This window comes from Vibrio sp. 1069 (assembly GCF_033340555.1).
In genome coordinates this window covers 65,576-86,844 of the sequence record NZ_JAWOWP010000001.1, presented here as the reverse complement: position 1 = coordinate 86,844, position 21,269 = coordinate 65,576, and the positions used below count along the sequence as shown (strand labels likewise).

At 43.2% G+C, this 21,269-nt stretch carries 19 protein-coding genes; 11 read left to right on the top strand and 8 right to left on the bottom strand.

Annotated elements, in window-relative coordinates:
• Nucleotides 1-288: 288 nt before the first annotated feature.
• Nucleotides 289-537: a YciN family protein gene (locus R7040_RS00365; protein ID WP_005387884.1), complete on the top strand. Its 249-nt coding sequence runs from the start codon at nucleotides 289-291 to the stop codon at nucleotides 535-537.
• A 63-nt stretch (nucleotides 538-600) separates the two neighbouring features.
• Here R7040_RS00365 and aroA read toward each other — a convergent pair whose 3' ends face one another.
• Nucleotides 601-1,881 (bottom strand): 3-phosphoshikimate 1-carboxyvinyltransferase, encoded by a 1,281-nt coding sequence (gene aroA / locus R7040_RS00360; protein WP_213866955.1) that lies wholly within the window; start codon nucleotides 1,879-1,881, stop codon nucleotides 601-603.
• A 289-nt stretch (nucleotides 1,882-2,170) separates the two neighbouring features.
• Nucleotides 2,171-2,647: a glycine zipper 2TM domain-containing protein gene (locus R7040_RS00355; protein ID WP_005378348.1), complete on the bottom strand. Its 477-nt coding sequence runs from the start codon at nucleotides 2,645-2,647 to the stop codon at nucleotides 2,171-2,173.
• Nucleotides 2,648-2,686: 39 nt separating this feature from the next.
• Between R7040_RS00355 and aat the strand changes: the two genes are divergently transcribed.
• The 3 genes from aat (at nucleotide 2,687) to infA (ending at nucleotide 4,392) form a co-directional block, all read left to right on the top strand.
• Nucleotides 2,687-3,394 carry a leucyl/phenylalanyl-tRNA--protein transferase gene (gene aat / locus R7040_RS00350; protein ID WP_005378347.1) on the top strand — a complete coding sequence of 236 codons (708 nt, stop codon included), beginning with the start codon at nucleotides 2,687-2,689 and terminating at the stop codon, nucleotides 3,392-3,394.
• Nucleotides 3,391-4,092 (top strand): arginyltransferase, encoded by a 702-nt coding sequence (locus tag R7040_RS00345; RefSeq protein WP_170890548.1) that lies wholly within the window; start codon nucleotides 3,391-3,393, stop codon nucleotides 4,090-4,092. Before aat ends, R7040_RS00345 begins: the two co-directional genes overlap by 4 nt.
• An 81-nt stretch (nucleotides 4,093-4,173) precedes the next feature.
• Complete coding sequence (gene infA / locus R7040_RS00340; RefSeq protein ID WP_001040192.1) at nucleotides 4,174-4,392, top strand: translation initiation factor IF-1; 219 nt, start codon at nucleotides 4,174-4,176, stop codon at nucleotides 4,390-4,392.
• 133 nt (nucleotides 4,393-4,525) lie between these two features.
• Here the strand turns inward: infA and clpA are convergent, their stop codons facing one another.
• Nucleotides 4,526-6,793 carry an ATP-dependent Clp protease ATP-binding subunit ClpA gene (clpA, locus tag R7040_RS00335; RefSeq protein WP_005387879.1) on the bottom strand — a complete coding sequence of 756 codons (2,268 nt, stop codon included), beginning with the start codon at nucleotides 6,791-6,793 and terminating at the stop codon, nucleotides 4,526-4,528.
• Nucleotides 6,794-6,843: 50 nt separating this feature from the next.
• Complete coding sequence (gene clpS, locus R7040_RS00330; RefSeq protein ID WP_005378419.1) at nucleotides 6,844-7,164, bottom strand: ATP-dependent Clp protease adapter ClpS; 321 nt, start codon at nucleotides 7,162-7,164, stop codon at nucleotides 6,844-6,846.
• Nucleotides 7,165-7,868: 704 nt separating this feature from the next.
• On the opposite strand from clpS, the gene cspD reads away from it, so the two are divergent.
• Nucleotides 7,869-8,087 carry a cold shock domain-containing protein CspD gene (cspD, locus tag R7040_RS00325; RefSeq protein WP_005378407.1) on the top strand — a complete coding sequence of 73 codons (219 nt, stop codon included), beginning with the start codon at nucleotides 7,869-7,871 and terminating at the stop codon, nucleotides 8,085-8,087.
• A 185-nt stretch (nucleotides 8,088-8,272) separates the two neighbouring features.
• Here the strand turns inward: cspD and R7040_RS00320 are convergent, their stop codons facing one another.
• Nucleotides 8,273-10,498 carry an NADP-dependent isocitrate dehydrogenase gene (locus R7040_RS00320; RefSeq protein ID WP_206954026.1) on the bottom strand — a complete coding sequence of 742 codons (2,226 nt, stop codon included), beginning with the start codon at nucleotides 10,496-10,498 and terminating at the stop codon, nucleotides 8,273-8,275.
• A 311-nt stretch (nucleotides 10,499-10,809) separates the two neighbouring features.
• Between R7040_RS00320 and R7040_RS00315 the strand changes: the two genes are divergently transcribed.
• Complete coding sequence (locus R7040_RS00315) at nucleotides 10,810-11,511, top strand: pseudouridine synthase (RefSeq protein WP_005387874.1); 702 nt, start codon at nucleotides 10,810-10,812, stop codon at nucleotides 11,509-11,511.
• A gap of 85 nt (nucleotides 11,512-11,596) precedes the next feature.
• On the opposite strand, the gene R7040_RS00310 is transcribed toward R7040_RS00315, so the two are convergent.
• Complete coding sequence (locus tag R7040_RS00310) at nucleotides 11,597-12,274, bottom strand: DUF2057 family protein (RefSeq protein WP_017634732.1); 678 nt, start codon at nucleotides 12,272-12,274, stop codon at nucleotides 11,597-11,599.
• 76 nt (nucleotides 12,275-12,350) lie between these two features.
• Nucleotides 12,351-13,430 (bottom strand): porin, encoded by a 1,080-nt coding sequence (locus R7040_RS00305; protein ID WP_005378424.1) that lies wholly within the window; start codon nucleotides 13,428-13,430, stop codon nucleotides 12,351-12,353.
• A gap of 514 nt (nucleotides 13,431-13,944) precedes the next feature.
• Here R7040_RS00305 and dinG point away from each other — a divergent pair.
• The 5 genes from dinG to xthA all read left to right on the top strand — a co-directional run bounded on the left by dinG (nucleotide 13,945) and on the right by xthA (nucleotide 18,428).
• Nucleotides 13,945-16,020 (top strand): ATP-dependent DNA helicase DinG, encoded by a 2,076-nt coding sequence (dinG, locus tag R7040_RS00300; protein ID WP_253658605.1) that lies wholly within the window; start codon nucleotides 13,945-13,947, stop codon nucleotides 16,018-16,020.
• A gap of 14 nt (nucleotides 16,021-16,034) precedes the next feature.
• Nucleotides 16,035-16,820, top strand: coding sequence for a sulfite exporter TauE/SafE family protein (locus tag R7040_RS00295; RefSeq protein WP_115385848.1), 786 nt, complete (start codon nucleotides 16,035-16,037; stop codon nucleotides 16,818-16,820).
• A complete protein-coding gene (locus R7040_RS00290) occupies nucleotides 16,817-17,362 on the top strand; it encodes a primosomal replication protein (RefSeq protein ID WP_017820026.1) in 546 nt (181 codons plus the stop codon). The genes R7040_RS00295 and R7040_RS00290 overlap by 4 nt, the downstream gene beginning before the upstream one ends.
• The gene (rsmS, locus tag R7040_RS00285) at nucleotides 17,362-17,526 is read left to right on the top strand and encodes a pleiotropic regulatory protein RsmS (protein WP_005378432.1); all 165 of its coding nucleotides are present in this window, start codon (nucleotides 17,362-17,364) and stop codon (nucleotides 17,524-17,526) included. The genes R7040_RS00290 and rsmS overlap by 1 nt, the downstream gene beginning before the upstream one ends.
• Before the next feature lie 95 nt (nucleotides 17,527-17,621).
• The gene (gene xthA, locus R7040_RS00280) at nucleotides 17,622-18,428 is read left to right on the top strand and encodes an exodeoxyribonuclease III (RefSeq protein ID WP_005378433.1); all 807 of its coding nucleotides are present in this window, start codon (nucleotides 17,622-17,624) and stop codon (nucleotides 18,426-18,428) included.
• 93 nt (nucleotides 18,429-18,521) lie between these two features.
• On the opposite strand, the gene R7040_RS00275 is transcribed toward xthA, so the two are convergent.
• Nucleotides 18,522-21,245 (bottom strand): ImpA family metalloprotease, encoded by a 2,724-nt coding sequence (locus R7040_RS00275; protein WP_318094510.1) that lies wholly within the window; start codon nucleotides 21,243-21,245, stop codon nucleotides 18,522-18,524.
• Nucleotides 21,246-21,269: the final 24 nt, after the last annotated feature.

Here is a 21,269-nt window from a genome sequence, read left to right as displayed (position 1 = left end):
GGTTGACAATTCATCGTCTTTATACTTCAAAGAGACAGGGTTCTGAAAGGTATTGAGCGGCATATCTAAACAGGCAAACTTAGCATCCGCTAATCCAATGCAATAAATTTTGTTACCCATCACAAAATAGTTTCGTTCAATACTCTGCCATCTTCCTCCGCATCATGCTTATACTCTAAAAATTGATCTGTTTAGTCTTACTGAACGATTGACTGAATTAATCATGCAAACCCATTTTAGTTGTAGGTATACTCAGCGTTCTTAACTGAATAGGATGGTAGAAAGAATATGTCTGATAGAACGTTTATCGAAGAGTTCGACCTTCTTTTGATCGCTAACCAAATCATCCAAGAGCACGATGATTACATCGAGGGAATGCGAGCAACAAGTGTAGAAGAAAAAGAAGGTGTTTTAGTTTTTAAAGGTGAATACTTCCTTGATGACAAAGGTTTACCAACTTCAAATACGACTGCAGTATTCAATATGTTCAAATACTTAGCGCATCACCTTTCTAAGGAATTTACGCTGGTTAAATAGTATTGGGAAACAAAAAAGCCAGAGTGTTATTCACTCTGGCTTTCCTGTTTCAGGTCAGAATATTTAGCAGCTTAAAGCCTTAAGTTTGTCGAAGTAGTCAGGGAACGTTTTCGACGTACACTTTGGATCGTTAATCGTCACAGGCGTATCACTAAGTGCCACCAGCGAAAAACACATCGCCATTCGATGATCATCGTAAGTATCAATCGCAGCATGCTTTAACTGAGAGACAGGTTTGACGATGATGTAATCTTCCCCTTCTTCCACTTCCGCACCAACTTTACGTAACTCAGTCGCCATAGCTGACAAACGGTCTGTTTCTTTTACACGCCAGTTATAAACGTTACGAATAGCGGTAGTGCCTTCGGCAAATAACGCTGTTGTCGCGATGGTCATTGCAGCATCAGGGATATGGTTGTAATCCATATCAATGCCTTTTAATTGACCAACACGTGAAATTACGTAGTCATCACCCCATTCAATTTCTGCACCCATTTTTTCAAGCGCATCAGCAAATTGAATATCACCTTGAATGCTGTTTTTACCGATACCCGTGACTTTAACTTCTCCGCCTTTGATGGCTGCCGCCGCCAAGAAGTAAGAAGCAGAAGACGCGTCACCTTCAACCAAGAAATCACCTGGAGCGACGTATTGCTGACCGGCTGGAATCACAAACTCTTGATAGTCGTTGTTGATCACATCGACTCCAAACTGCTTCATGATATGCAGGGTGATATCGATATAAGGCTTAGAAACCAAATCGCCTTCGATGTTGATGCGAATTTCACCTTCAGCCAATGGCGCAGACATTAAGAAAGCGGTCAAGAACTGACTTGAAATGGACCCATCGATAGAAACTGTACCTGCTTTTAGGCCAGTACCAATTATTTTGAGAGGTGGAAAGTTCTCGTTTTCCATGTACTCAACGTTCGCACCAGCATCTTTCAGTGCCGTGACAAGGTGACCAATTGGACGCTCTTTCATACGAGGTTCGCCCGTCAGTACATACTCCCCTTCTCCAAGACAAAGAGCCGCAGCTAATGGTCGCATCGCAGTGCCAGCATTGCCGAGAAATAACTCTACCGGCTCTGAGACAGAAAACGGACGCCCAAGGCCTTCAACGAGACATTCTGTTTTATCTTCGGAAAGTTGGTATTGAACGCCTAGTTTAGTCAGCGCATTCAGCATATGACGAATATCATCACTGTCGAGGAGATTAGTAAGGCGAGTTCTGCCTTTAGCAAGAGCAGCAAGTAAAAGAGCTCGATTAGAAACGCTTTTAGAGCCAGGAAGGTTCACTTCCCCTTGAATTTTATTGATAGGTTGTAACGTTAGGCTTTCCATTAAAAGTTGATAATCCTTTGTGCCCTCAACATACGATTTTTATGAGGGCTAAACAATTCTTCGTGAATTCAGACTACCCAAAAAAACACGACAAAACCAGAGTAAATCGGCGCTAATTTATGAATATCCTCAAGTAGCCTAAAGATACAGAATTAAAGGCATTGCCAGCGATGTAAATCAGAGCGAAAGAAGCACGGCGAAACAGCAAACTATTTCGACTTTATTTGACGATAAGCCAGCCCGACTGTACATGCCTGATTAGGCTTCGTTAGACTAAAACAACCTAGGGTTAATAAGTGATATCAACCCTGACTCCATCATCAAAATATAAAATACGAACTTCATCCCCTCGACTAAATAACATATTTTTATCAACATCTTGGATGACATTAATTAGCTTATCACCCTTCACTTTGATGAGTAGCTCAACTAACTTATATTCAACCGTGTATTGGTAATTACTTTGGTTTTGAGCAACTGCGGCACCAGCAAGCGCACCCACTGCCGTCGCGACTTCTCTTCCCGTACCGCCACCAAATTGATTACCGACTAAACCACCGATAGTGGCACCAAGTAGTGTCTTCCAACCGTTACTTTTCGATTGAACAACCTCTTGTTGAGTAATATAACGGACAGAGTCAATCTTCCCGTAAACTACTTCATTAACTGGCTTGGCAACATTTCTTTCATAGGCTGCGTTGGCGACAAGTGGTAAAAACAGTATGATCCCAAGCCATACTTTTACGATATTTCTTAACCAGGTCATCATAAACTCCTCTGACTCCAATGTTGGTAACGACTTCTTATGGCTATTTATTTAACTGAACTCGATGAAACGTTCAACTTTCCCTCACCCTATAAAGCACTCAGCGACCCCAATGGTTTGCTGGCTTTTGGTGGTGACTTAAACCCCATGAGAATCCTCAATGGTTACTATCAAGGCATTTTCCCTTGGTATGGTCCTGGTGAACCTATTTTATGGTGGAGCCCTTCTCCGCGCGCTGTGTTTGACCCATTGCAGTTTAAGCCATCTAAAAGTCTCAAAAAATTTCAGCGTAAACATAACTATAAAGTAACACTCAATTTCGCGACAGAAGAAGTGATTAGACTATGTTCTTCAACACGCCCTGCAGAGGAAACATGGCTCAACGAGGAAATGCAAACTTCCTACATTGAGTTAGCCAAACTTGGTCACTGTCACTCTGTAGAAGTATGGCATGACAACAACCTGATTGGCGGACTATATGGCATCTGCGTGGGCCAACTTTTTTGCGGGGAGTCGATGTTTAGCCTAAAAGATAACGCATCCAAAATTGCATTGTGGTACTTATGCAACCATTTGGCGTCAAAGCAAGGTCAATTAATCGATTGCCAAGTTATGAATTCTCACTTGGCATCACTTGGCGCATTTGAACTTGAGCGTGACGAATTTATGCAAAAACTACTATCTTTAAGAGAAAAGCAAACACTATTTGATGCCTATCAGCCCCAAGTTTTGCAGGATTCAGTATGAGTACGGATATACAACATATTCGAATAGGGTTGACGAATAATCACCCTTGTAGTTATTTGCCTGAACGGCAAGAGCGGGTTGCGGTGGCGCTTGATGAAAGGCTGCATACTGAAGAAAATTACCAGTTGCTCATGGCTAACGGTTTTCGTCGTAGCGGAGATACCATATATAAACCGCATTGCGAGCATTGCACCGCTTGCCAGCCAATTCGAGTCTCGATTCCAGACGTTAGATTATCAAAAAGTCAGAAGAGGCTGCTTAATAAAGCACAGTTTTTACGCTGGGAAATGAAACCTGAAATGGATGAGGAATGGTTTGAGCTTTACAGTCGGTACATCTGCAAACGGCATAAAAACGGCACTATGTACCCACCAAAGCGTGATGAGTTTGCTCGATTTGCTCAAACTAGCTGGCTGACAACGTCGTTTTTACACATTTACGATGAATCAGATCAATTGCTCGCCATTGCGGTGACAGATTTGATGCCACAATGCTCGAGTGCTTTTTATACTTTCTTTGACCCTGACTACGAGTTATCTCTTGGCACGTTAGCAGTGCTTTATCAAATTAAATACTGCCAAGAAAACAAACAACAGTGGCTATATTTGGGATATCAGATTGATGAGTGCCCAGCAATGAGCTACAAAACACGCTTTCAACGCCACCAAAGGCTAGTAAATCAGCGTTGGCGAGGGTAGAATACGCCTCAACTTTACATAATTACTATTTAGCGGCAGAATATAGCCCGCTAATATTGCCTAATTTCTAAAGAGGATTAAATGGCTAAAGAAGACGTAATCGAGATGCAAGGCACTGTCCTTGACACTCTACCAAACACTATGTTCCGTGTTGAACTTGAAAACGGTCACGTTGTGACTGCTCACATCTCTGGCAAGATGCGTAAGAACTACATCCGTATCCTAACGGGTGACAAAGTAACTGTAGAGATGACTCCATACGACCTGTCAAAAGGCCGCATCGTCTTCCGCGCTCGTTAATCTCTGATTTTCGGATGCAATAAAAAACGGAGCAAGCTGCTCCGTTTTTTATTGCACAATTTTTTCCGATTTAGTTCAGATAAAAAAGCGCACGATCTTCTCGTGCGCTTTTGCGTTTGTTACCGACTAACGATTAATGCATCGCTGTCTCTTTCTCACTTAAGTATTCAAACTCAAGCGTATCGTTGACCAGCGTTACCTTCACTGTACCGCCGTCAACTAAAGATCCAAACAACAGTTCGTTAGCCAAAGGCTTCTTAAGCTGTTCTTGGATAACACGCCCCATTGGGCGAGCCCCCATAGCTTTGTCATAACCTTTATGTGCTAACCAATGGCGAGCGTCTTGCGATACTTCCATTGAAACGCCTCTCGCATCAAGTTGCACTTGCAGTTCAACAATGAACTTATCAACCACTTGATGGATAACGCTTTCATCAAGGCTGTTAAACCAGATGATGTTATCAAGACGGTTACGGAACTCAGGAGTAAACACCTTCTTAATTTCCGCCATTGCATCGTGACTGTTGTCTTGTTGAATCAAACCAATTGATTTCTTCTCGGTTTCCGCCACACCTGCGTTAGTTGTCATAACAAGAATGACATTACGGAAGTCTGCTTTGCGACCATTGTTGTCCGTTAGCGTACCGTTATCCATGACTTGCAACAGCAGGTTAAAGATATCAGGGTGCGCTTTTTCAATCTCATCAAGTAATACGACTGAATGTGGGTGCTTAATAACAGCATCAGTTAGCAAACCACCTTGGTCATAACCGACATAACCAGGAGGCGCACCAATTAAGCGACTTACGGAGTGACGCTCACCATACTCAGACATATCAAAACGAAGTAGCTCGATACCTAGAAGCTTAGATAACTGCACTGTCACCTCTGTTTTACCAACCCCTGTTGGGCCTGCAAACAAAAATGAACCAACAGGTTTGTTGTCTACACCCAAACCTGCACGTGTCAGCTTGATCGCCTCGGACAATGCATCAATCGCATTATCTTGACCAAATACCAACATCTTCATTTTGCTATCTAAGTTTTTCAAAATGTCTTTATCTGAAGAAGAAACCGACTTCTCTGGAATTCGCGCCATTTTGGCAACCATTGATTCGATATCAGCCACTCCGACCGTTTTTTTACGACGGCTTGCAGGAGCAAGACGACTACGCGCACCAGCTTCATCAATGACATCAATGGCCTTATCTGGTAGATGGCGTTCATTAATGTATTTAGCCGACAGTTCTACCGCGGCACGCAGAGCTTTATTGGTATAACGTACTTCATGGTGAGCTTCGTACTTCGGCTTCAAGCCCATCAAGATTTTAGTTGTGTCATCTAATGAAGGCTCTACAACGTCTATCTTTTGGAAACGGCGAGACAACGCACGCTCTTTCTCGAAAATGTTGCTGTATTCTTGGTATGTCGTCGAACCAATACAACGCAACTTACCGCTACTCAAAAGAGGCTTAATAAGATTTGCTGCATCGACTTGCCCCCCAGATGCCGCGCCTGCACCGATGATGGTATGTATTTCATCGATGAACAAAATGGCATCCTCTTCTTTTTCAAGTTGTTTCAAAATCGCCTTGAAGCGTTTTTCAAAATCACCGCGATATTTGGTACCAGCGAGCAAAGAGCCAATATCTAGTGAATAAATCACGCTGTTTTGAATGACCTCAGGGACCTGCCCTTCGACAATTCTCCATGCAAGACCTTCCGCAATAGCTGTTTTACCAACCCCTGCCTCACCCACTAGTAGTGGATTATTCTTGCGGCGTCGACAAAGTACCTGAATAGTGCGCTCTAACTCTTTATCACGTCCAATGAGTGGGTCGATGTTTCCATCTTTAGCGACTTGATTAAGATTCGTCGCAAAGCTTTCTAGGCGTTCTTCAGAATTAGGCTCTTCAACACTTTCTGAGCTAAACGAGTCTGATGATGAATCCTCACCTGCACCTGATGCTTTAGTAATACCGTGGGAGATGAAGTTAACAATATCTAATCGGGAGATGTCATTTTTCTTCAGAAGGTAAGCGGCATGCGACTCTTGCTCACTGAAGATAGCAACAAGCACGTTGGCGCCTGTTACTTCATTACGACCAGACGACTGTACATGAAAGACGGCGCGTTGTAGTACACGTTGAAAACTCAAAGTCGGCTGCGTTTCACGCGTCTCATCACTATCTGGGATAAGAGGCGTAGTTTGATCGATGAAAATATCGAGTTCGTTGCGTAAAGCGTCAAGATCCGCCTTACAAGCTAGAAGGGCTTCCTTAGCTGCATCATTTTCCAACAATGCAAGTAGGAGGTGTTCGACAGTCATAAACTCGTGGCGTTTATCGCGCGCCCGAGCAAATGCACCGTTAAGGCTTGACTCTAGTTCTTTATTTAGCATAAGTACCTCCCGAAAAAACAACTGGGGTTGTTCGAGCAAGTCTTCTTTGTTTACGCTTGCTCCATAGTGCAAAGTAGCGGATGTTCATTTTCCCTTGCGTACATCGTAACTTGCGCTACTTTTGTTTCGGCAATTTCTGCGCTGTATGTGCCGCAGATTGCCTTTCCTTCATAGTGGACCTGAAGCATGATTTGAGTTGCTTTATCAATATCATGTGAGAAAAATCGCTCAAGCACCTCTATGACGAAATCCATAGGTGTATAGTCATCATTATTGAGTACGACATTGTACAGCTTAGGTGGCTGGACTTTCGTACTTTCTCGCTCCAGAAGATCAGAGTCCGGAGTGACCCATTCAAAATTTTTACTCATGGCAATCTAAAGATATCGTATCAAAGGGTTGATGTTTTCGACCTATAAAAACAATCTACCACAAGCGTGCAGCGCGGTGTAGTGAGTTATGGCACCGAATTCGATCTTTGAACGATAAAAGTTGCTACCTAATATAGAGACTAATGCACGTCTTGATACGGCGCAAATAAAAGATGCTTGTCGATAAGTTACACATTTTTTCTTATAAAAGAACTTTCTATTTATTGCTTTCGGACTATTGCAAACCACCCCATCATCTTCTATCTGGATCACACTTCCTCATTGAGAATACGGTAATTATCACGAAAACTTCATTTTTTATTCAGTCAGAGGATTCTTCTCCCATAAGCAACACGGACAGTATGGCTTTTTCAGTATGAGCCACTTCATAGGCAAATTGACTAAACTTCTGCGTATATACGAAAAACTGTTTGCAAATTTGTTAATCTCAAAAGTGATTTGTTTTCAATTATGTTTCTGTTTGTTGCTCACTGCTATTGACTGTCGAAATTCATTGACTACAGTGGAAAGTGTCGATGCATAAATCATCATTTTGAAACCTCTCTTCTTTAAGTGGTTTGATGAATGTGACTTATCATTGATTTGACGTTTGTTGGCATTCGCTGACAATGGTAGTACCAAGTTAAAGGTATAACTTGGTTGCAGTAACAACATCAGTAAAAAATGCATGAGGGATGTAAAGCATGGCTACAGGTACAGTAAAGTGGTTTAACAATGCCAAAGGATTTGGGTTTATTTGTTCAGATGAAGAAGAGGGAGATATCTTTGCCCACTACTCAACTATCCAGATGGACGGTTATCGTACACTGAAAGCAGGCCAACAAGTCTCTTACGAGATTGAAAAAGGTCCCAAAGGCTGTCACGCGAGTAGCGTCGTGCCTCTTGAAGGCCAAGCCAAATAATTAGAGCGCTGTCGAAATATAAAAATATTGCTCTCGAAACGCCACGTTGATGTTTTGAAGAGAAAAATAAACCCGCCAAGATAGCGGGTTTCTTACTATTTAGAGCACGTGTTACAAAAGGAACACGTACAACGCACTTACAGGATAGGAAACACGCCGAAAACGACGTGTTTTTTAACACTAACTTACTTGTTAATGATTGCGTTAAAGGTTTCGCTTGGACGCATCAATTTAGAAACCAATGCATCGTCTAGTAAGTAGTAACCTCCTAGCTCACCTTTCACGCCTTGCGCATTATTTAGCTCAGCAACGATCGTTTCTTCCTGCTCTGACAGCGCTTTTGCAATTGGTGCAAATTCAGCAGCAAGATCCGCATCATCCGTTTGCTCTGAAAGCGCTTTCGCCCAGTAAAGTGCAAGATAGAAGTGGCTTCCACGGTTATCTAGCTCACCCACTTTGCGTGACGGAGATTTGTTGGTGTCTAAAAACTCACCGGTCGCTTTATCTAGTGTATCTGCGAGAACCTGAGCCTTAGGATTGTTTGTCGCTACACTTAAATGCTCTAACGAAGCTGCAAGCGCTAGGAACTCGCCCAAAGAATCCCAACGAAGGTGATTCTCTTTTTCTACTTGTTGAACGTGCTTAGGAGCAGAACCACCAGCGCCTGTTTCAAATAGACCACCACCGTTCATCAATGGAACAATAGATAGCATCTTAGCAGACGTACCTAACTCTAGAATTGGGAACAAGTCTGTTAGGTAGTCACGAAGAACATTACCTGTAACAGAGATAGTATCTAGGCCCGCTTTCATACGCTCTAGTGAGTACTTACAAGCTTCAACAGGAGATAGGATCTTAATCTCTAGACCGTCAGTATCGTGATCTGGTAGGTAGGCGTTTACTTTCTTGATGAGCTCAGCATCGTGCGCGCGGTTTTCATCTAGCCAGAATACAGCTGGAACACCTGTTGCACGTGCGCGAGTCACTGCTAGTTTAACCCAATCTTGGATTGGTGCGTCTTTAACCTGACACATACGGAAGATATCACCTTCTTCAACCGCTTGCTCTAACAGTACGTTATCTGAAGCATCAACAACGCGAACAGTACCCGCAGCATCTAGAATGAATGTCTTGTCGTGAGAACCATACTCTTCAGCTTTCTGAGCCATTAGGCCGACGTTAGGTACGCTCCCCATAGTGGTTGGGTCAAATGCGCCGTGCTCTTTACAGAAATCAATAACCGCTTGGTAAATACCTGCGTAGCTACGATCTGGAATCATCGCTTTGGTGTCTTTTTGTTTACCATCTGGTCCCCACATTTGACCCGAAGAGCGAAGCATTGCTGGCATAGAAGCATCTACAATAATGTCACTTGGTACATGTAAGTTTGTGATACCACGATCAGAGTCAACCATCGCAAGTTCTGGTTGAGTTTGGTAAACCGCTTGAATGGCCGCTTCAATTTCTTCTTTTTGCGCTTCAGGTAGAGACTCAATTTTTGAGTAAACATCACCGATGCCATTGTTTACATCAACACCTAGCTCTTCAAACAGCTTACCGTACTTATCGAAAACGTCTTTATAGTAAACTTTTACTGCATGGCCGAAAATGACAGGGTCAGAAACTTTCATCATCGTCGCTTTCATATGAAGAGACAGCAGCACGTCTTGTGCTTTCGCTTCAGCAATCTCTTTCTCGAAAAATTCAACCAACGCCTTCTTCTTCATTACTGAAGTATCAATGACTTCTTTATCTAGTAATGGGAACGCAGACTTAAGCTCTTTAACTGTACCATCATTACCGACAAACTCGATTTTGACCTCTGTTGCACCAGAGATAGTTGTAGACTTTTCGCTACCAAAGAAGTCATTGTCTGACATGCTCGCAACATGAGACTTAGATTCTGCTGACCATGCACCCATTGAGTGTGGGTTTTTCTTCGCGTAGTTCTTAACCGAAGTCGGAGCACGACGGTCTGAGTTACCTTCACGAAGTACTGGGTTAACCGCACTACCTTTGATTTTGTCGTAAGCCGCTTTAATCGCTTTCTCTTCGTACGTGCTCGGCTCTTCTGGGTAGTTTGGTAAATCGTAACCTTTCGCCTGAAGCTCTTTAATCGCCGCTTTAAGCTGAGGAACTGAAGCTGAAATGTTAGGTAGCTTGATGATATTTGCTTCTGGAGTTTGAGCTAGTTCACCAAGCTCAGTCAACGCATCGCCCATGCGCTGTTCTTCTTTTAGATGCTCTGGGAAGTTAGCGATAATTCGACCTGCTAGTGAAATATCACGAGTATCTACATTGATGCCAGACGATGCTGTGAATGATTGAATGATTGGTAGTAATGAATAAGTTGCTAGCGCCGGCGCTTCATCAGTGATGGTGTAGATAATTGTAGGTTTTTCTGTAGGCATGAAATTTCCCTATTTTTTAATCAACTTGTTGGCTGATCAACTCAGCGTCTGAGTTGGTTTAATTGACGCATTGCTGCACGTTAGCAGTACATGTCTCCTCACTAACGCCACATGCGGTTCGCACTCTTTGTTGTAGTTTGAAGCTCTAAGCTCTGAATCCATGAGTGCACTGATATAATTAAACAAATAACACGAATTAGTCTATCATTCTGTGCGCGTTTGTTAGTTTTAGGCGCGCAAATCATATCCGATCATGAGAAAACTTAAAACTTTCAAACACAGTTCATTTACATTTTTGCAGGGTAGTTAACATGTCATCTCGTACAGGTCAGGAAAAAGGTCGCAGTCGTAACCAGTCTAAAACGGGCCATTTTAAACACTCAGGAGCTCGCAATGGCTCGAAGACTCGTACTCAGCAAGACCGCCGCCCTAATCGCCCAACAAAAAGCCAAAAGCCAAAAGTGGCCCCTAAAGATCGTAAAGTCATTATTTTCAATAAGCCTTACGATACGCTCAGTCAATTTACCGATGGCGATGGTCGCAAAACGTTAGCGGACTATATCCCAATCAAAAATGTCTATGCGGCTGGCCGATTGGACCGAGACAGCGAAGGTTTGATGGTACTCACTAACGATGGTATCTTGCAGGCGAAGCTAACGCAGCCAAAGTCAAAATCGCCGAAGACTTATTGGGTTCAAGTTGATGGCGCTCCTCAGGAGCAAGATCTTGAAAAATTGAGAAAGGGAGTAGAGCTAAAAGATGGTATGACTCTACCAGCCGAAGTTGAAGTTATTCCAGAACCACAAGTCTGGGACAGAACGCCTCCGGTTCGTTTTCGCGCAAATATCCCTACCACTTGGTTAGCCATTACCATTATTGAAGGAAGAAATCGTCAGGTGCGTCGCATGACTGCGCACATTGGCTTCCCTACTTTGCGCCTCATTCGTCATTCGATGGGTGATATCGTCCTTAACGACCTAATGCCTGGTGAATGGAGAGAAATCTCTCTCTAACAAGCAGAAAAGATAAAAGCAGGCTTAAAGCCTGCTTTTTAGATTCATACTTTTTCAGTTAAGCCCTATCTAATGAACTAAGGGATTACTGCTCAGCGAGCCAGTTTTTAAAGGCCTCTTTTTCCGCCGGAGACGCTTTCTGGTACATCGTCTTTAATACATCAACCATTGGGCTGTCGTTCGATGCGGCTGTTGAACGGGTATCACTAGTCTCAACTCGAGGCTCGATATCACTTACTGATTGTTGATGCTGATTCACAGTTACATAACTAACGGCAACACTCGCGATACCGCCAGCAATATTGTAGTTACGAGATTCTTGAGGGTAATTACGACCAATTTGAACACCATCTGACTCTAATACATCTTCGACCAAAGCAATAGGTTGGCCTTTGGTATCCAGTAATTGCCAATCTAGAGGCGAGATGTTGTTTTGCGCTTGGCGAAGAGTTTTAAACTCTGGCAGTTCAAACGTTAGCTTTTCGTTTTCAGCATCAAATTTAGCAACGATTACATCACTGTAAACCGTCTTAAGGTTTTCGTTAATTTCAAATGTAGGTTGATATTTGAAGACAATTTGATTCGTTCCGTCAGGTAGTTCGATTGTCTTCTCACTAGAAAAAAGACCACCTTCTAGATCTGGCTTCTCCATGTTGACGGCCAATAACTTCACGTCTTCTGGAACCACTAAAGTCGTTGCAGCGTAGAGGTTTGTACTGGCAAAAATAGACAGTGCCATTGCCACTTTTAATGATAACTGCATAGAATTTTTCATCCTTATCTTCATAGTAAAAGACCCAGCATATAGCTGGGTCTTACAATATCAAACTGGGTATTGATTACCAGTAGAAACGAGCACCAACACCGAAGTTAGTTGCGTCGTCTGTGTCTTTGTTGTCGAAGTCAGTACCTTCGAAAGTGTAACCCGCTTCTGCGAATACACGTGCCCATTTAGAGAACTTGTATTCAACACCAGCGTAGAACCAAGAAGAGTCTGCGTCTACTTTACCTGCTTCGTCAGTAGACTGAGCTAGGTACTCGTAACCAGAGTATAGAGTTGTTTTAGGAGCAACAGCGAACATACCAGCTACAACGATGTAGTGTGAATCAACTGTTGATTTACCTAGCTTATCTTCGTTTTCGTTGTAGTAGTACGTAGCACCTAGAGTGTGCTCGTTTAGTGCGTACTCAGCAGTTACTTCAAAAGATAGGTTTTCGTTATCAGTACGCTCTGTGTGAGAAACTGTTTGCTCTACACCATTAAGAACTAGTTTTTTCTCTTTAGTTACGTTGATGTCGTTGTTCGCAGTAAGTACACCAGCGTGTAGAGATAGGTCGTTGAAAGATTTACCAACGAATACTTCTAGTACTTCTTCGTTAGAATCTTTTTCGCCTAGCGCGTAACCAGCTTTTAGCCAGAATGCGTCATTTTCGTAAGCGTATTTGATTTGAGAATCGTTGTTCCAAGCGTGACCGTATGCAGTTTCCGCTGCGTTACCACCGAAGAAGTAAGAGTAATCTGCGAAGTATACATCATCAGCCCAAGTACCTTCTTTACCGAAGCGAAGAGTACCCATATCACCCATATCAAAGCCGATGATGTGGCGACGTACGTATACAGAGTCATCTGTACGCTCGCTTGAATCAGCACCTGCGTCGTAGTTGTCACCTAGAGCAACACCGATTTCAACTTCACCCAGAACTTTTAGGCTTTCGTCAACAACGTAAACCGCGTTCACACCAGTACGAGAAGAGCTAGTGTTTAGCTCTGCTGTGTGATCAGTTTTTTCTGTGAATAGAAGAGTTGGACGTAGCTGACCGTAGAAATCTACAGAACCTTCTTCAGATTTGAATACTTCAGCTGCGTTCACTGAAGTTGCAGACGCAACTACAGCTAGTGCTAATAGAGTTTTTTTCATAATTAATCCACTGCCTTTTCTTAGTTCGGGATATCCTTGTCCGGTTCCCTTTTTTATATGTTTGAGGTAGAGCGTTAACAAAACGTTATACAGCACCTCCTCAAAATCTGGAGCTAAGAGTGCAAAAGATTATTCTGGCTGTCAAATTTTCTAAATACCAATGTAAAAAAAACAAAATACCATTACAAAACAACAACTTAATAAGTTTACCTTTATTTATTCGACGAACATCTAACCAATCCCCATTATTATTTGTAATTTACAAAATTATTAACAAATGGTTTTTTAATCCAATAAGTAAATTTTAAAAAAACAAAAAAAGAATAAAAACCTACAAATCAGACCAAGTTGGAGTTTTATATTTTTCATATAATGAAATTAATTTCATTAAGATAAGGTTCAATATTTTTTTGTGAAGGAGATCTACATTCCTTATAAAAGCATTCCGTTTTGTGAACTACTGTACAACTAGTGATGTGTGCTACTATTCGCCTCCAACGCATTTGAGGCCCGTATGCTGACCAGTAACATTCAAAAATCGATTCGTAATAGCTATCAAAACCTTCAAGATCAACTTGATAACTTTGTGCCTAGAAGAGCACAAAACTACCTTGTTGCAGAGATTGCAAAAACGCTGTGCGGTCAGTATCACAAATCTAACCGAATACTCGTTGCAGAAGCAGGGACTGGAATTGGTAAATCGCTCTCTTATCTAATGGCGACCATTCCCGTGGCTGTACATAACAATAGGAAAGTGGTTATCTCAACGGCGACCGTCGCTCTGCAAGAGCAGCTCATAAATAAAGACCTCCCTCTTTTTCGTCGGATTACCGACCGAGAGTTTTCTTTTATTTTGGCAAAAGGCCGTCAACGCTATTGTTGTGCAGAAAAGCTCGCCACTGCTAGCGGTGCTGATGGTGGCCAGTTAGCCATGTTTGAAACCAAACCTAAGCAAAAAGATATAGAGCTGTTAGAAACAATGCATCGCTCTCTTGCGCAAGGTAAATGGGACGGTGACCGTGATTCTTGGCCTAAACCCATCGACGATAAGCTTTGGCAACTGATTGTCAGTGATAAACACAGTTGCAATAACAGTTTACCAGGCCACCGCGGCTGCCCATTCCAAAAAGCGCGCTCAGAGTTGGATAAAAACGATGTCATCATTGCTAACCACTCTCTCGTCATGGCAGACGCAGATTTAGGTGGCGGCGTGATTTTACCTGAGCCAGAAAATACAATATACGTCTTCGACGAGGCACATCACTTACCTCACGTCGCTCGTGACCATGCTTCAGCATCTGCGAGTTTAAAAGGCGCGGCAGCATGGCTTGAGAAGTTAAATCAGTCGATTAGTAAGTTTTCATCACTCGCAGACGAGAAACGCGTAGCTCGATTTCGCAACGACCTTCAAGACGCGGTTCAGAACTTGATACCGGCACTGACTCAATTGCCCAAACAGTTCGACCCAGCCCAATTTGAAGAGGGTATCTACCGCTTCGAACACGGTGAACTACCTGAGTGGCTAGAGAACCAATCCAAAGAACTAAAACAGTCCAGCAAAAAAGCAAATCAGAGTGTGGCAAAAATTGCCGATCTTATTGCGGAAAGAGTAAAAGACGGGGAGCTTGCGACAAGGTTGGCTGAACCAGCGCTTGCAGAGCTCGGTTTCTACATTCAAAGGTTAGAAAACTTAGCGCAAGTATGGCATTTAATGGCTGAACCAACTCGTGAAAAAGGTGCGCCTTTAGCTCGCTGGTTAGAAACCCACCCCGTTCGCGAGGGTGATTTCATTGTGAGTGTTTCGCCACTTGAAATTGGATGGCAACTCGACCAACAGATTTGGAGCAGATGTATTGGCGCCATTTTGGTTTCCGCAACGATGCGTGCATTAAACTCTTTCCATTACTTTTGCCATCAGGTTGGTATTGATGGAAAACCAGAATCAGGCACTCAGTTTTTAGCGCTTGCGTCACCATTCGATTACCAAAACCAGGCAGAATTACTCATCCCTGCGATGAAATATGAACCACCAGCGCCTCAATTTACTGAATATCTTATTGAGATCTTGCCTAAGTACTTGGAAGACAAGAAAGCCAACTTAGTATTATTCTCATCCTATTGGCAGATGAACCAAGTCGCGAAGGCACTCTCTTCGGAGTTCATAAAAAAAGGCTGGGCGTTGCAAGTTCAAGGTGAAAGCTCACGTCAAGAAATTCTAAAAAAACATAAAAAGTTAATAGAATCAAATAAAACCAGCGTCTTATTTGGTACTGGCAGTTTCTCTGAGGGGCTAGACTTACCTGGCGAATTACTTGAAAACTTGGTGATTACAAAAATTCCATTTGGCGTTCCAACCTCCCCTGTTGAGCAGGCTCATTCCGAATACATTGAGAAAAAAGGAGGAAACCCGTTTATGCAAATAACTGTACCAGACGCAAGCAAAAAGCTGATCCAGAGCGTAGGTCGCTTACTGCGTAAAGAGAGAGATTCTGGTAGAGTAACGATTCTTGATCGACGCATAGTCACTAAGCGATACGGACAAGCCTTAATCGACTCACTACCTCCATTTAAACGTAAAATAGAATATTAGAAGAATCACCATTTATGGAAATGATTGAGCCAACCATGCTGTTGGTGTTGGCGCTTGTCGCTTTTGTCGCAGGATTTATTGATGCAGTTGCCGGTGGTGGTGGCATGCTTACCGTACCTGCTCTACTTTCGCTAGGCTTGCCGCCTCATATTGCACTAGGCACCAATAAACTTGCCGCTACCTTTGCTTCTTCTACTGCAGCATTTACGTACTACAAAAAACGTCTATTCAAACCTCAATGCTGGAGGCGTGCATTCGTGGCAACACTCGTCGGAGCGACATTAGGTACGCTATTTGTAGATGCGATTAGTACGGATTGGCTGGAAAAAGGATTGCCGCTTGTTATTTTGGCGGCAGCGTTGTATACCGTTTTTCATAAAACACCCCACTCTGCTCATCAAAGTCCAATACCCGAGCCTTGCCCAAAACTTCATAAAAAACAGTACATGCAAGGCTTATCCATAGGATTCTACGACGGACTCGCAGGGCCTGGAACTGGGGCTTTTTGGACAGTAAGTTCAATGGCGCTGTACCGGCTGAATATCTTGCTCGCCTCTGGCTTAGCAAAAGCAATGAACTTTACCAGTAACTTTACCTCTTTGATCACTTTTGCATTCCTCGGACATATCAACTGGGTGCTAGGCTTAACAATGGGAGTATGTTTAATGGCTGGTGCTTTTGTTGGCGCGCACTCCGCTATTAGATTTGGTTCTAAATTCATTCGTCCTGTATTTGTTACTGCCGTCAGCATACTAGCCATTAAATTGGCTTATGACGCATGGTTTGTAGGTTTGTCATGAACATTTCTCAACTCCAGGAAAATCTAGAACAAATGGCGAAGCAAGCCGCTGTTCTTGACCGTCAAAGAGGCGAACATCATGTTCCGCTTTTTGATGAGCGTTTATTTGGTTGCCGCTCTCGCTTACTTACTCCTTGCGTAAAAGAAGCAAAAGCCACGCTGGGTGCGATTGTGCGTGAGCAAAATGAAGGTAAGCTCACCGCTTTGCGTGCTGAGTACCTCACTGAACGGTTAGTGGCGCAAATCGGTGCGATTCAACGCGAGATTTCTACCACTAAAATTCGTAAGAATGAAATCAAACATAGCAGCCATTTCCGTAAGCCTATCAACGTGCTTTATCAGGAGCTCGCTCAACATCAAGAGTGGGCAAGACGCTTGCGCGAGATGGTGTTAGAAAAAGAACGTGCTGTCGAAAGCGCTCCTAGTTTTATGCGTGCCGACGCTCAAAAAGTATTACTAGCAACCGAGCAACGTTTAGCGCGTTGTGAAACAGCACTTCTTAAGCTAGAGAACCAAATTACACATAGGGAAAAACATCAATAATGGCTGATCAACCAACCTCGCCTTTAGATGACGCACCTGAAGAGATCAAACTGGCTGTCGATTTAATCTATTTGCTTGAGAGCAATGAGATAGATCCAGAAGTTGCGCTTAACGCTTTAAAGATCGTGCAAAACGACTTAGAAAACAAATTAAAAGCAAAGTAGCTCAGAGCGTTTCACTCCTTTCACCGAGACTCGTTTTCAGTGCTCTTACACAATGATACTATTCATAAAAAGTACGCCCCCAAAAAGGATAAATAATGAAAGTAATCAGCTTTAACATCAATGGACTACGTGCGCGACTGCACCAACTCCAAGCGCTAATCGACAAACACCAACCTGATGTGATTGGTCTTCAGGAAATTAAAGTTCACGATGAAGCATTCCCGATTGAAGCTGTCGAAGCCATGGGCTACAAAGTGTATTTTCATGGTCAAAAAGCACATTACGGCGTAGCAATGCTTTGTAAGCAAGAGCCTCTACACGTACAAAAAGGGTTCCCGACGGATAACGAGGAACATCAAAAGCGCATGATCATGGCAACGTTTTTAAATGAAAACGGCGAAAAGGTCACTGTACTAAACGGCTATTTCCCTCAAGGGGATAACATCAGCCACGAAACCAAATTCCCATACAAGCGCCAATTCTATAAAGATCTGATGACCTACCTAAACGATCATCACAATAACGACGAGCAATTGATTGTTATGGGTGACATCAACATCAGCCCTATTGATGCAGATATCGGTATCGGCGAGCCAAACCGTAAACGTTGGCTAAAAACAGGTAAATGTTCATTCCAACCTGAAGAACGCGAATGGTTGAAAACCTTACTAGACTGGGGCTTTGTGGACACCTTCCGTAAGCTATACCCAGAGGTGAACGATCAATTTTCGTGGTTTGACTACCGTTCTCGCGGTTTTGATGATAACCGTGGCCTACGAATTGATGTCATTTTGGCAACCCCTTCTCTAGCGGAAAAGTGTATTGAATCTGGTATCGACTATGAGCTTCGTGGTATCGAGAAGCCTTCAGATCACGCACCAATCTGGTCAACATTTAAGTAATATATTGCAAAGCTATAAGCGAGACTCAACGCTAAGCTTAATCCAATAAAAAGGGAGACTCAGTCTCCCTTTTTCATACAAATTACCATTTAATCACTGATTCAGCGGCCAAACCGTTTGACCATCAACAGTTATCGGTGTTTGTGCAAATTCGTTCAGACAGTAGCCTGTATTACTACTTGCAAAGTAAGTGAGCGGCATCGGCGGTAGATTCAGCGCCACAACCTGCTGTTTCGCTTTTTCTGTGAGCGAGAACCCCCACATATCGAGATAGTTAGTCATATCTCGCTGAGAGATGTAGCTCAGAGCAATAAGCAACCAGTCGTTGTTCGAGATGCTATTTGCTTCTTCCCGAGAGTAGTTGGCGAAACCAATACTCAATCGTCTCTCATCCCAAAGCGCATCGTCCGATTTTAAGCGGTTAAACTCACGTTCAATCAGGTGCAAGCGCGCCAATAAATGCCAACCATTTTTAAGCACACCTTCATGCTGCGCCGCCATCATCATTTGAATGTAAACACGAGCGCCCCAACTCCAACTGGTTTGATTTTGCGCAGCCATGTATGCGTTTGGATCCGCTTGAGTTCGGCTAGCTTGCAATAATTCAAACTGGCCTTTGAAATCCAAGCTTTGGCAAGTTGAAACTTTTCCCGTATTCTGGAAGAAACGAGACTTACTGTAATACGAGTAGTAATTGGTCGTTGAATGCCCTTCCCAGCCTGAAAATCGGAATCGACCTTTTTCTAAACCATGACCAAGCTCATGTAAATCACCGTGACCGAGTGGGCTGAATGACCAGTAAGCATCGTAAGGGTTACCCGAACAACCATAACCACACGTCGCTTGGTCAGCGTTCATGTGCTTCACTATATCAATATTGGCGATTTCCCAACCTTGATTTTTGGCATACTGGATAATTTCCGGAACCTCATCGATCCCCGGCCCTTGGAAACCTGCCAGCACATGCGGGTAGTTGTGAACATATTCTTCTGTTGCAAGCGCCATTTCCGAAGGGGTAGACCACATTTCATCGTTGACCGACTCCAACATTTTGTCGCGCTTTGAGTGTACTTCAAACCCAGGAGTGATCAGCTCAGCCCAATCGAATAAATTGGCTTCTAACTGTTGAATAAAAGCGTCGTTGTCCTTCTCACTTCTCCAAACTGGATGCTGTGCCACATGATTAAATTTCAGTTCAACCGGAACATCATTTTTGTCAAAGTGAACCTGTACTGGACCACCATAAGGAGAAGTCAGCGTGATGGTTTCACCCGGCTTCACTTCATAGCCGAATGAAGTCAGCAGTTTTGGTCGCGTGTATCCATCTTTGCTGAACTCATGAGTTGCACCACTTCTTAAAGTGTTGATGACAATCTTAGTCGCCACATCATTGCTGTCATTACGTTTAACCGTAAAGGTTTCCCCAGGAAGTGCATACACACCAGCCGAACGGAAGTTACGCTTTGATTCCATATTAATCGTTGCACTGATTCTCTTTATGTCAGGGCTAAACTCACTACGGCTGAAGTTCCCCATATTTGGTTGTTTTGGGTTTACGCTTCGGCTGTTGTATTGCACGTAATCGGAAAAGTACGACTTTAGGAATTCGGTCATTTGGGTTGATTGTTTGTCCATCGGGAAGACAACCGTTTGACGATAATGATCAGCCAGCAATACCATGAGTTTTTCGTATTGGTAGCCGTTTTGATTAAACAAATCTACTTTTTGTTCATCAAGCTTTTGCAACCAATGGCGAATGCTGTTTGCCCCTGCATAAAATTGACTGTCCATATTCGCAGTGTCAGGGCAGGATTTGTCATCACACTTTGACAAGTCAACGTTGAAATTTTGAGATTCAAAACGAGACAACAACGCTTGTTGTGTAATAACAGAATCCGGCACAACGTTCATCAACGATGAAGGTTCCCAGTCGACCAAGCCGAACTTACGCCAATAGTTATCTCCCACATAATCAACATGGAATTTTTCCAAAATGTCTTGGCCAAGATCAGTTAGTCCTCCATCCCAATGCAGGTATAGAACAGGAATTTGGGCTTGCTCAGCGTATTCCAAAGCTTCGAGTACTGGTTTGTTGGTATCTCCAGATTGCAGATGCTGTGACAAGATCAATAAGTTTGGAGTATTGGTTTGCAAGCAGCTAAGTAGCTTCGAACCATCGCATAGGTTGGCCTCGTTAAACGCCAGCTCTTGTGAAACATTGTCTTTCAGCCAATTCCGAGTCGCTTGCTCATCCGGAAAGTAATAAGACTGATCCATTTGCGCGATGACGACGTTTGAAGTAACTCCGCCCGACAACCAAGTGACCAGGTTACTTAACCATTGCGTCATCGCCGCGTTGGAAGAGTCGGGAAAACGTTGTGCCGTTCTAAATGGGTTACTACCTAATAGTGCGTAACGTTGACCATTAGACTTTTCCCCGGCAACGCCAATTGACAGCGCTTGATCTTTGTAACCGCTTGCCATGGCCTTATTGGTCATCAAGATGGTGTCGTTGAAGCCATACTGAGGTGCCAAGATCGCGGCATCATGGGTTGGATCCCAATAAAGACCTGAAAGGTTTTTCGCAATTGCAGATTTGATCGTATTCGACTGCATCTTGTGGTCTTCTACAACCTGACGACTTTCTCGAATGAAATCGCTCGGGTCAGAAACGAGCAGTGCATTACCAGTTTCAAGAGCTTGTTGAACTGGAGCTGGCGTTGGTTTTACTTGAGCATTAGGTTGTGATTCTCCCTCTCCCCCACCACATCCTGTGGCTAAGGCGGCAATGCCCAACGATAGAATTGTTTTTTTCATTTTTACTTACTAAACAATGAGTTT

Bases quoted from the DNA above. Each gene is read 5' to 3' on its own strand.
- cspD (WP_005378407.1), top strand. From the start codon at position 7,869: ATGGCTACAGGTACAGTAAAGTGGTTTAACAATGCCAAAGGATTTGGG.
- R7040_RS00290 (WP_017820026.1), top strand. From the start codon at position 16,817: ATGAACATTTCTCAACTCCAGGAAAATCTAGAACAAATGGCGAAGCAA.
- infA (WP_001040192.1), top strand. From the start codon at position 4,174: ATGGCTAAAGAAGACGTAATCGAGATGCAAGGCACTGTCCTTGACACT.
- rsmS (WP_005378432.1), top strand. From the start codon at position 17,362: ATGGCTGATCAACCAACCTCGCCTTTAGATGACGCACCTGAAGAGATC.
- R7040_RS00355 (WP_005378348.1), bottom strand. From the start codon at position 2,647: ATGACCTGGTTAAGAAATATCGTAAAAGTATGGCTTGGGATCATACTG.
- R7040_RS00305 (WP_005378424.1), bottom strand. From the start codon at position 13,430: ATGAAAAAAACTCTATTAGCACTAGCTGTAGTTGCGTCTGCAACTTCA.
- clpS (WP_005378419.1), bottom strand. From the start codon at position 7,164: ATGAGTAAAAATTTTGAATGGGTCACTCCGGACTCTGATCTTCTGGAG.
- R7040_RS00345 (WP_170890548.1), top strand. From the start codon at position 3,391: ATGAGTACGGATATACAACATATTCGAATAGGGTTGACGAATAATCAC.
- R7040_RS00275 (WP_318094510.1), bottom strand. From the start codon at position 21,245: ATGAAAAAAACAATTCTATCGTTGGGCATTGCCGCCTTAGCCACAGGA.
- aroA (WP_213866955.1), bottom strand. From the start codon at position 1,881: ATGGAAAGCCTAACGTTACAACCTATCAATAAAATTCAAGGGGAAGTG.
- clpA (WP_005387879.1), bottom strand. From the start codon at position 6,793: ATGCTAAATAAAGAACTAGAGTCAAGCCTTAACGGTGCATTTGCTCGG.
- R7040_RS00320 (WP_206954026.1), bottom strand. From the start codon at position 10,498: ATGCCTACAGAAAAACCTACAATTATCTACACCATCACTGATGAAGCG.
- R7040_RS00315 (WP_005387874.1), top strand. From the start codon at position 10,810: ATGTCATCTCGTACAGGTCAGGAAAAAGGTCGCAGTCGTAACCAGTCT.
- R7040_RS00365 (WP_005387884.1), top strand. From the start codon at position 289: ATGTCTGATAGAACGTTTATCGAAGAGTTCGACCTTCTTTTGATCGCT.
- xthA (WP_005378433.1), top strand. From the start codon at position 17,622: ATGAAAGTAATCAGCTTTAACATCAATGGACTACGTGCGCGACTGCAC.
- R7040_RS00310 (WP_017634732.1), bottom strand. From the start codon at position 12,274: ATGCAGTTATCATTAAAAGTGGCAATGGCACTGTCTATTTTTGCCAGT.
- dinG (WP_253658605.1), top strand. From the start codon at position 13,945: ATGCTGACCAGTAACATTCAAAAATCGATTCGTAATAGCTATCAAAAC.
- aat (WP_005378347.1), top strand. From the start codon at position 2,687: ATGGCTATTTATTTAACTGAACTCGATGAAACGTTCAACTTTCCCTCA.
- R7040_RS00295 (WP_115385848.1), top strand. From the start codon at position 16,035: ATGGAAATGATTGAGCCAACCATGCTGTTGGTGTTGGCGCTTGTCGCT.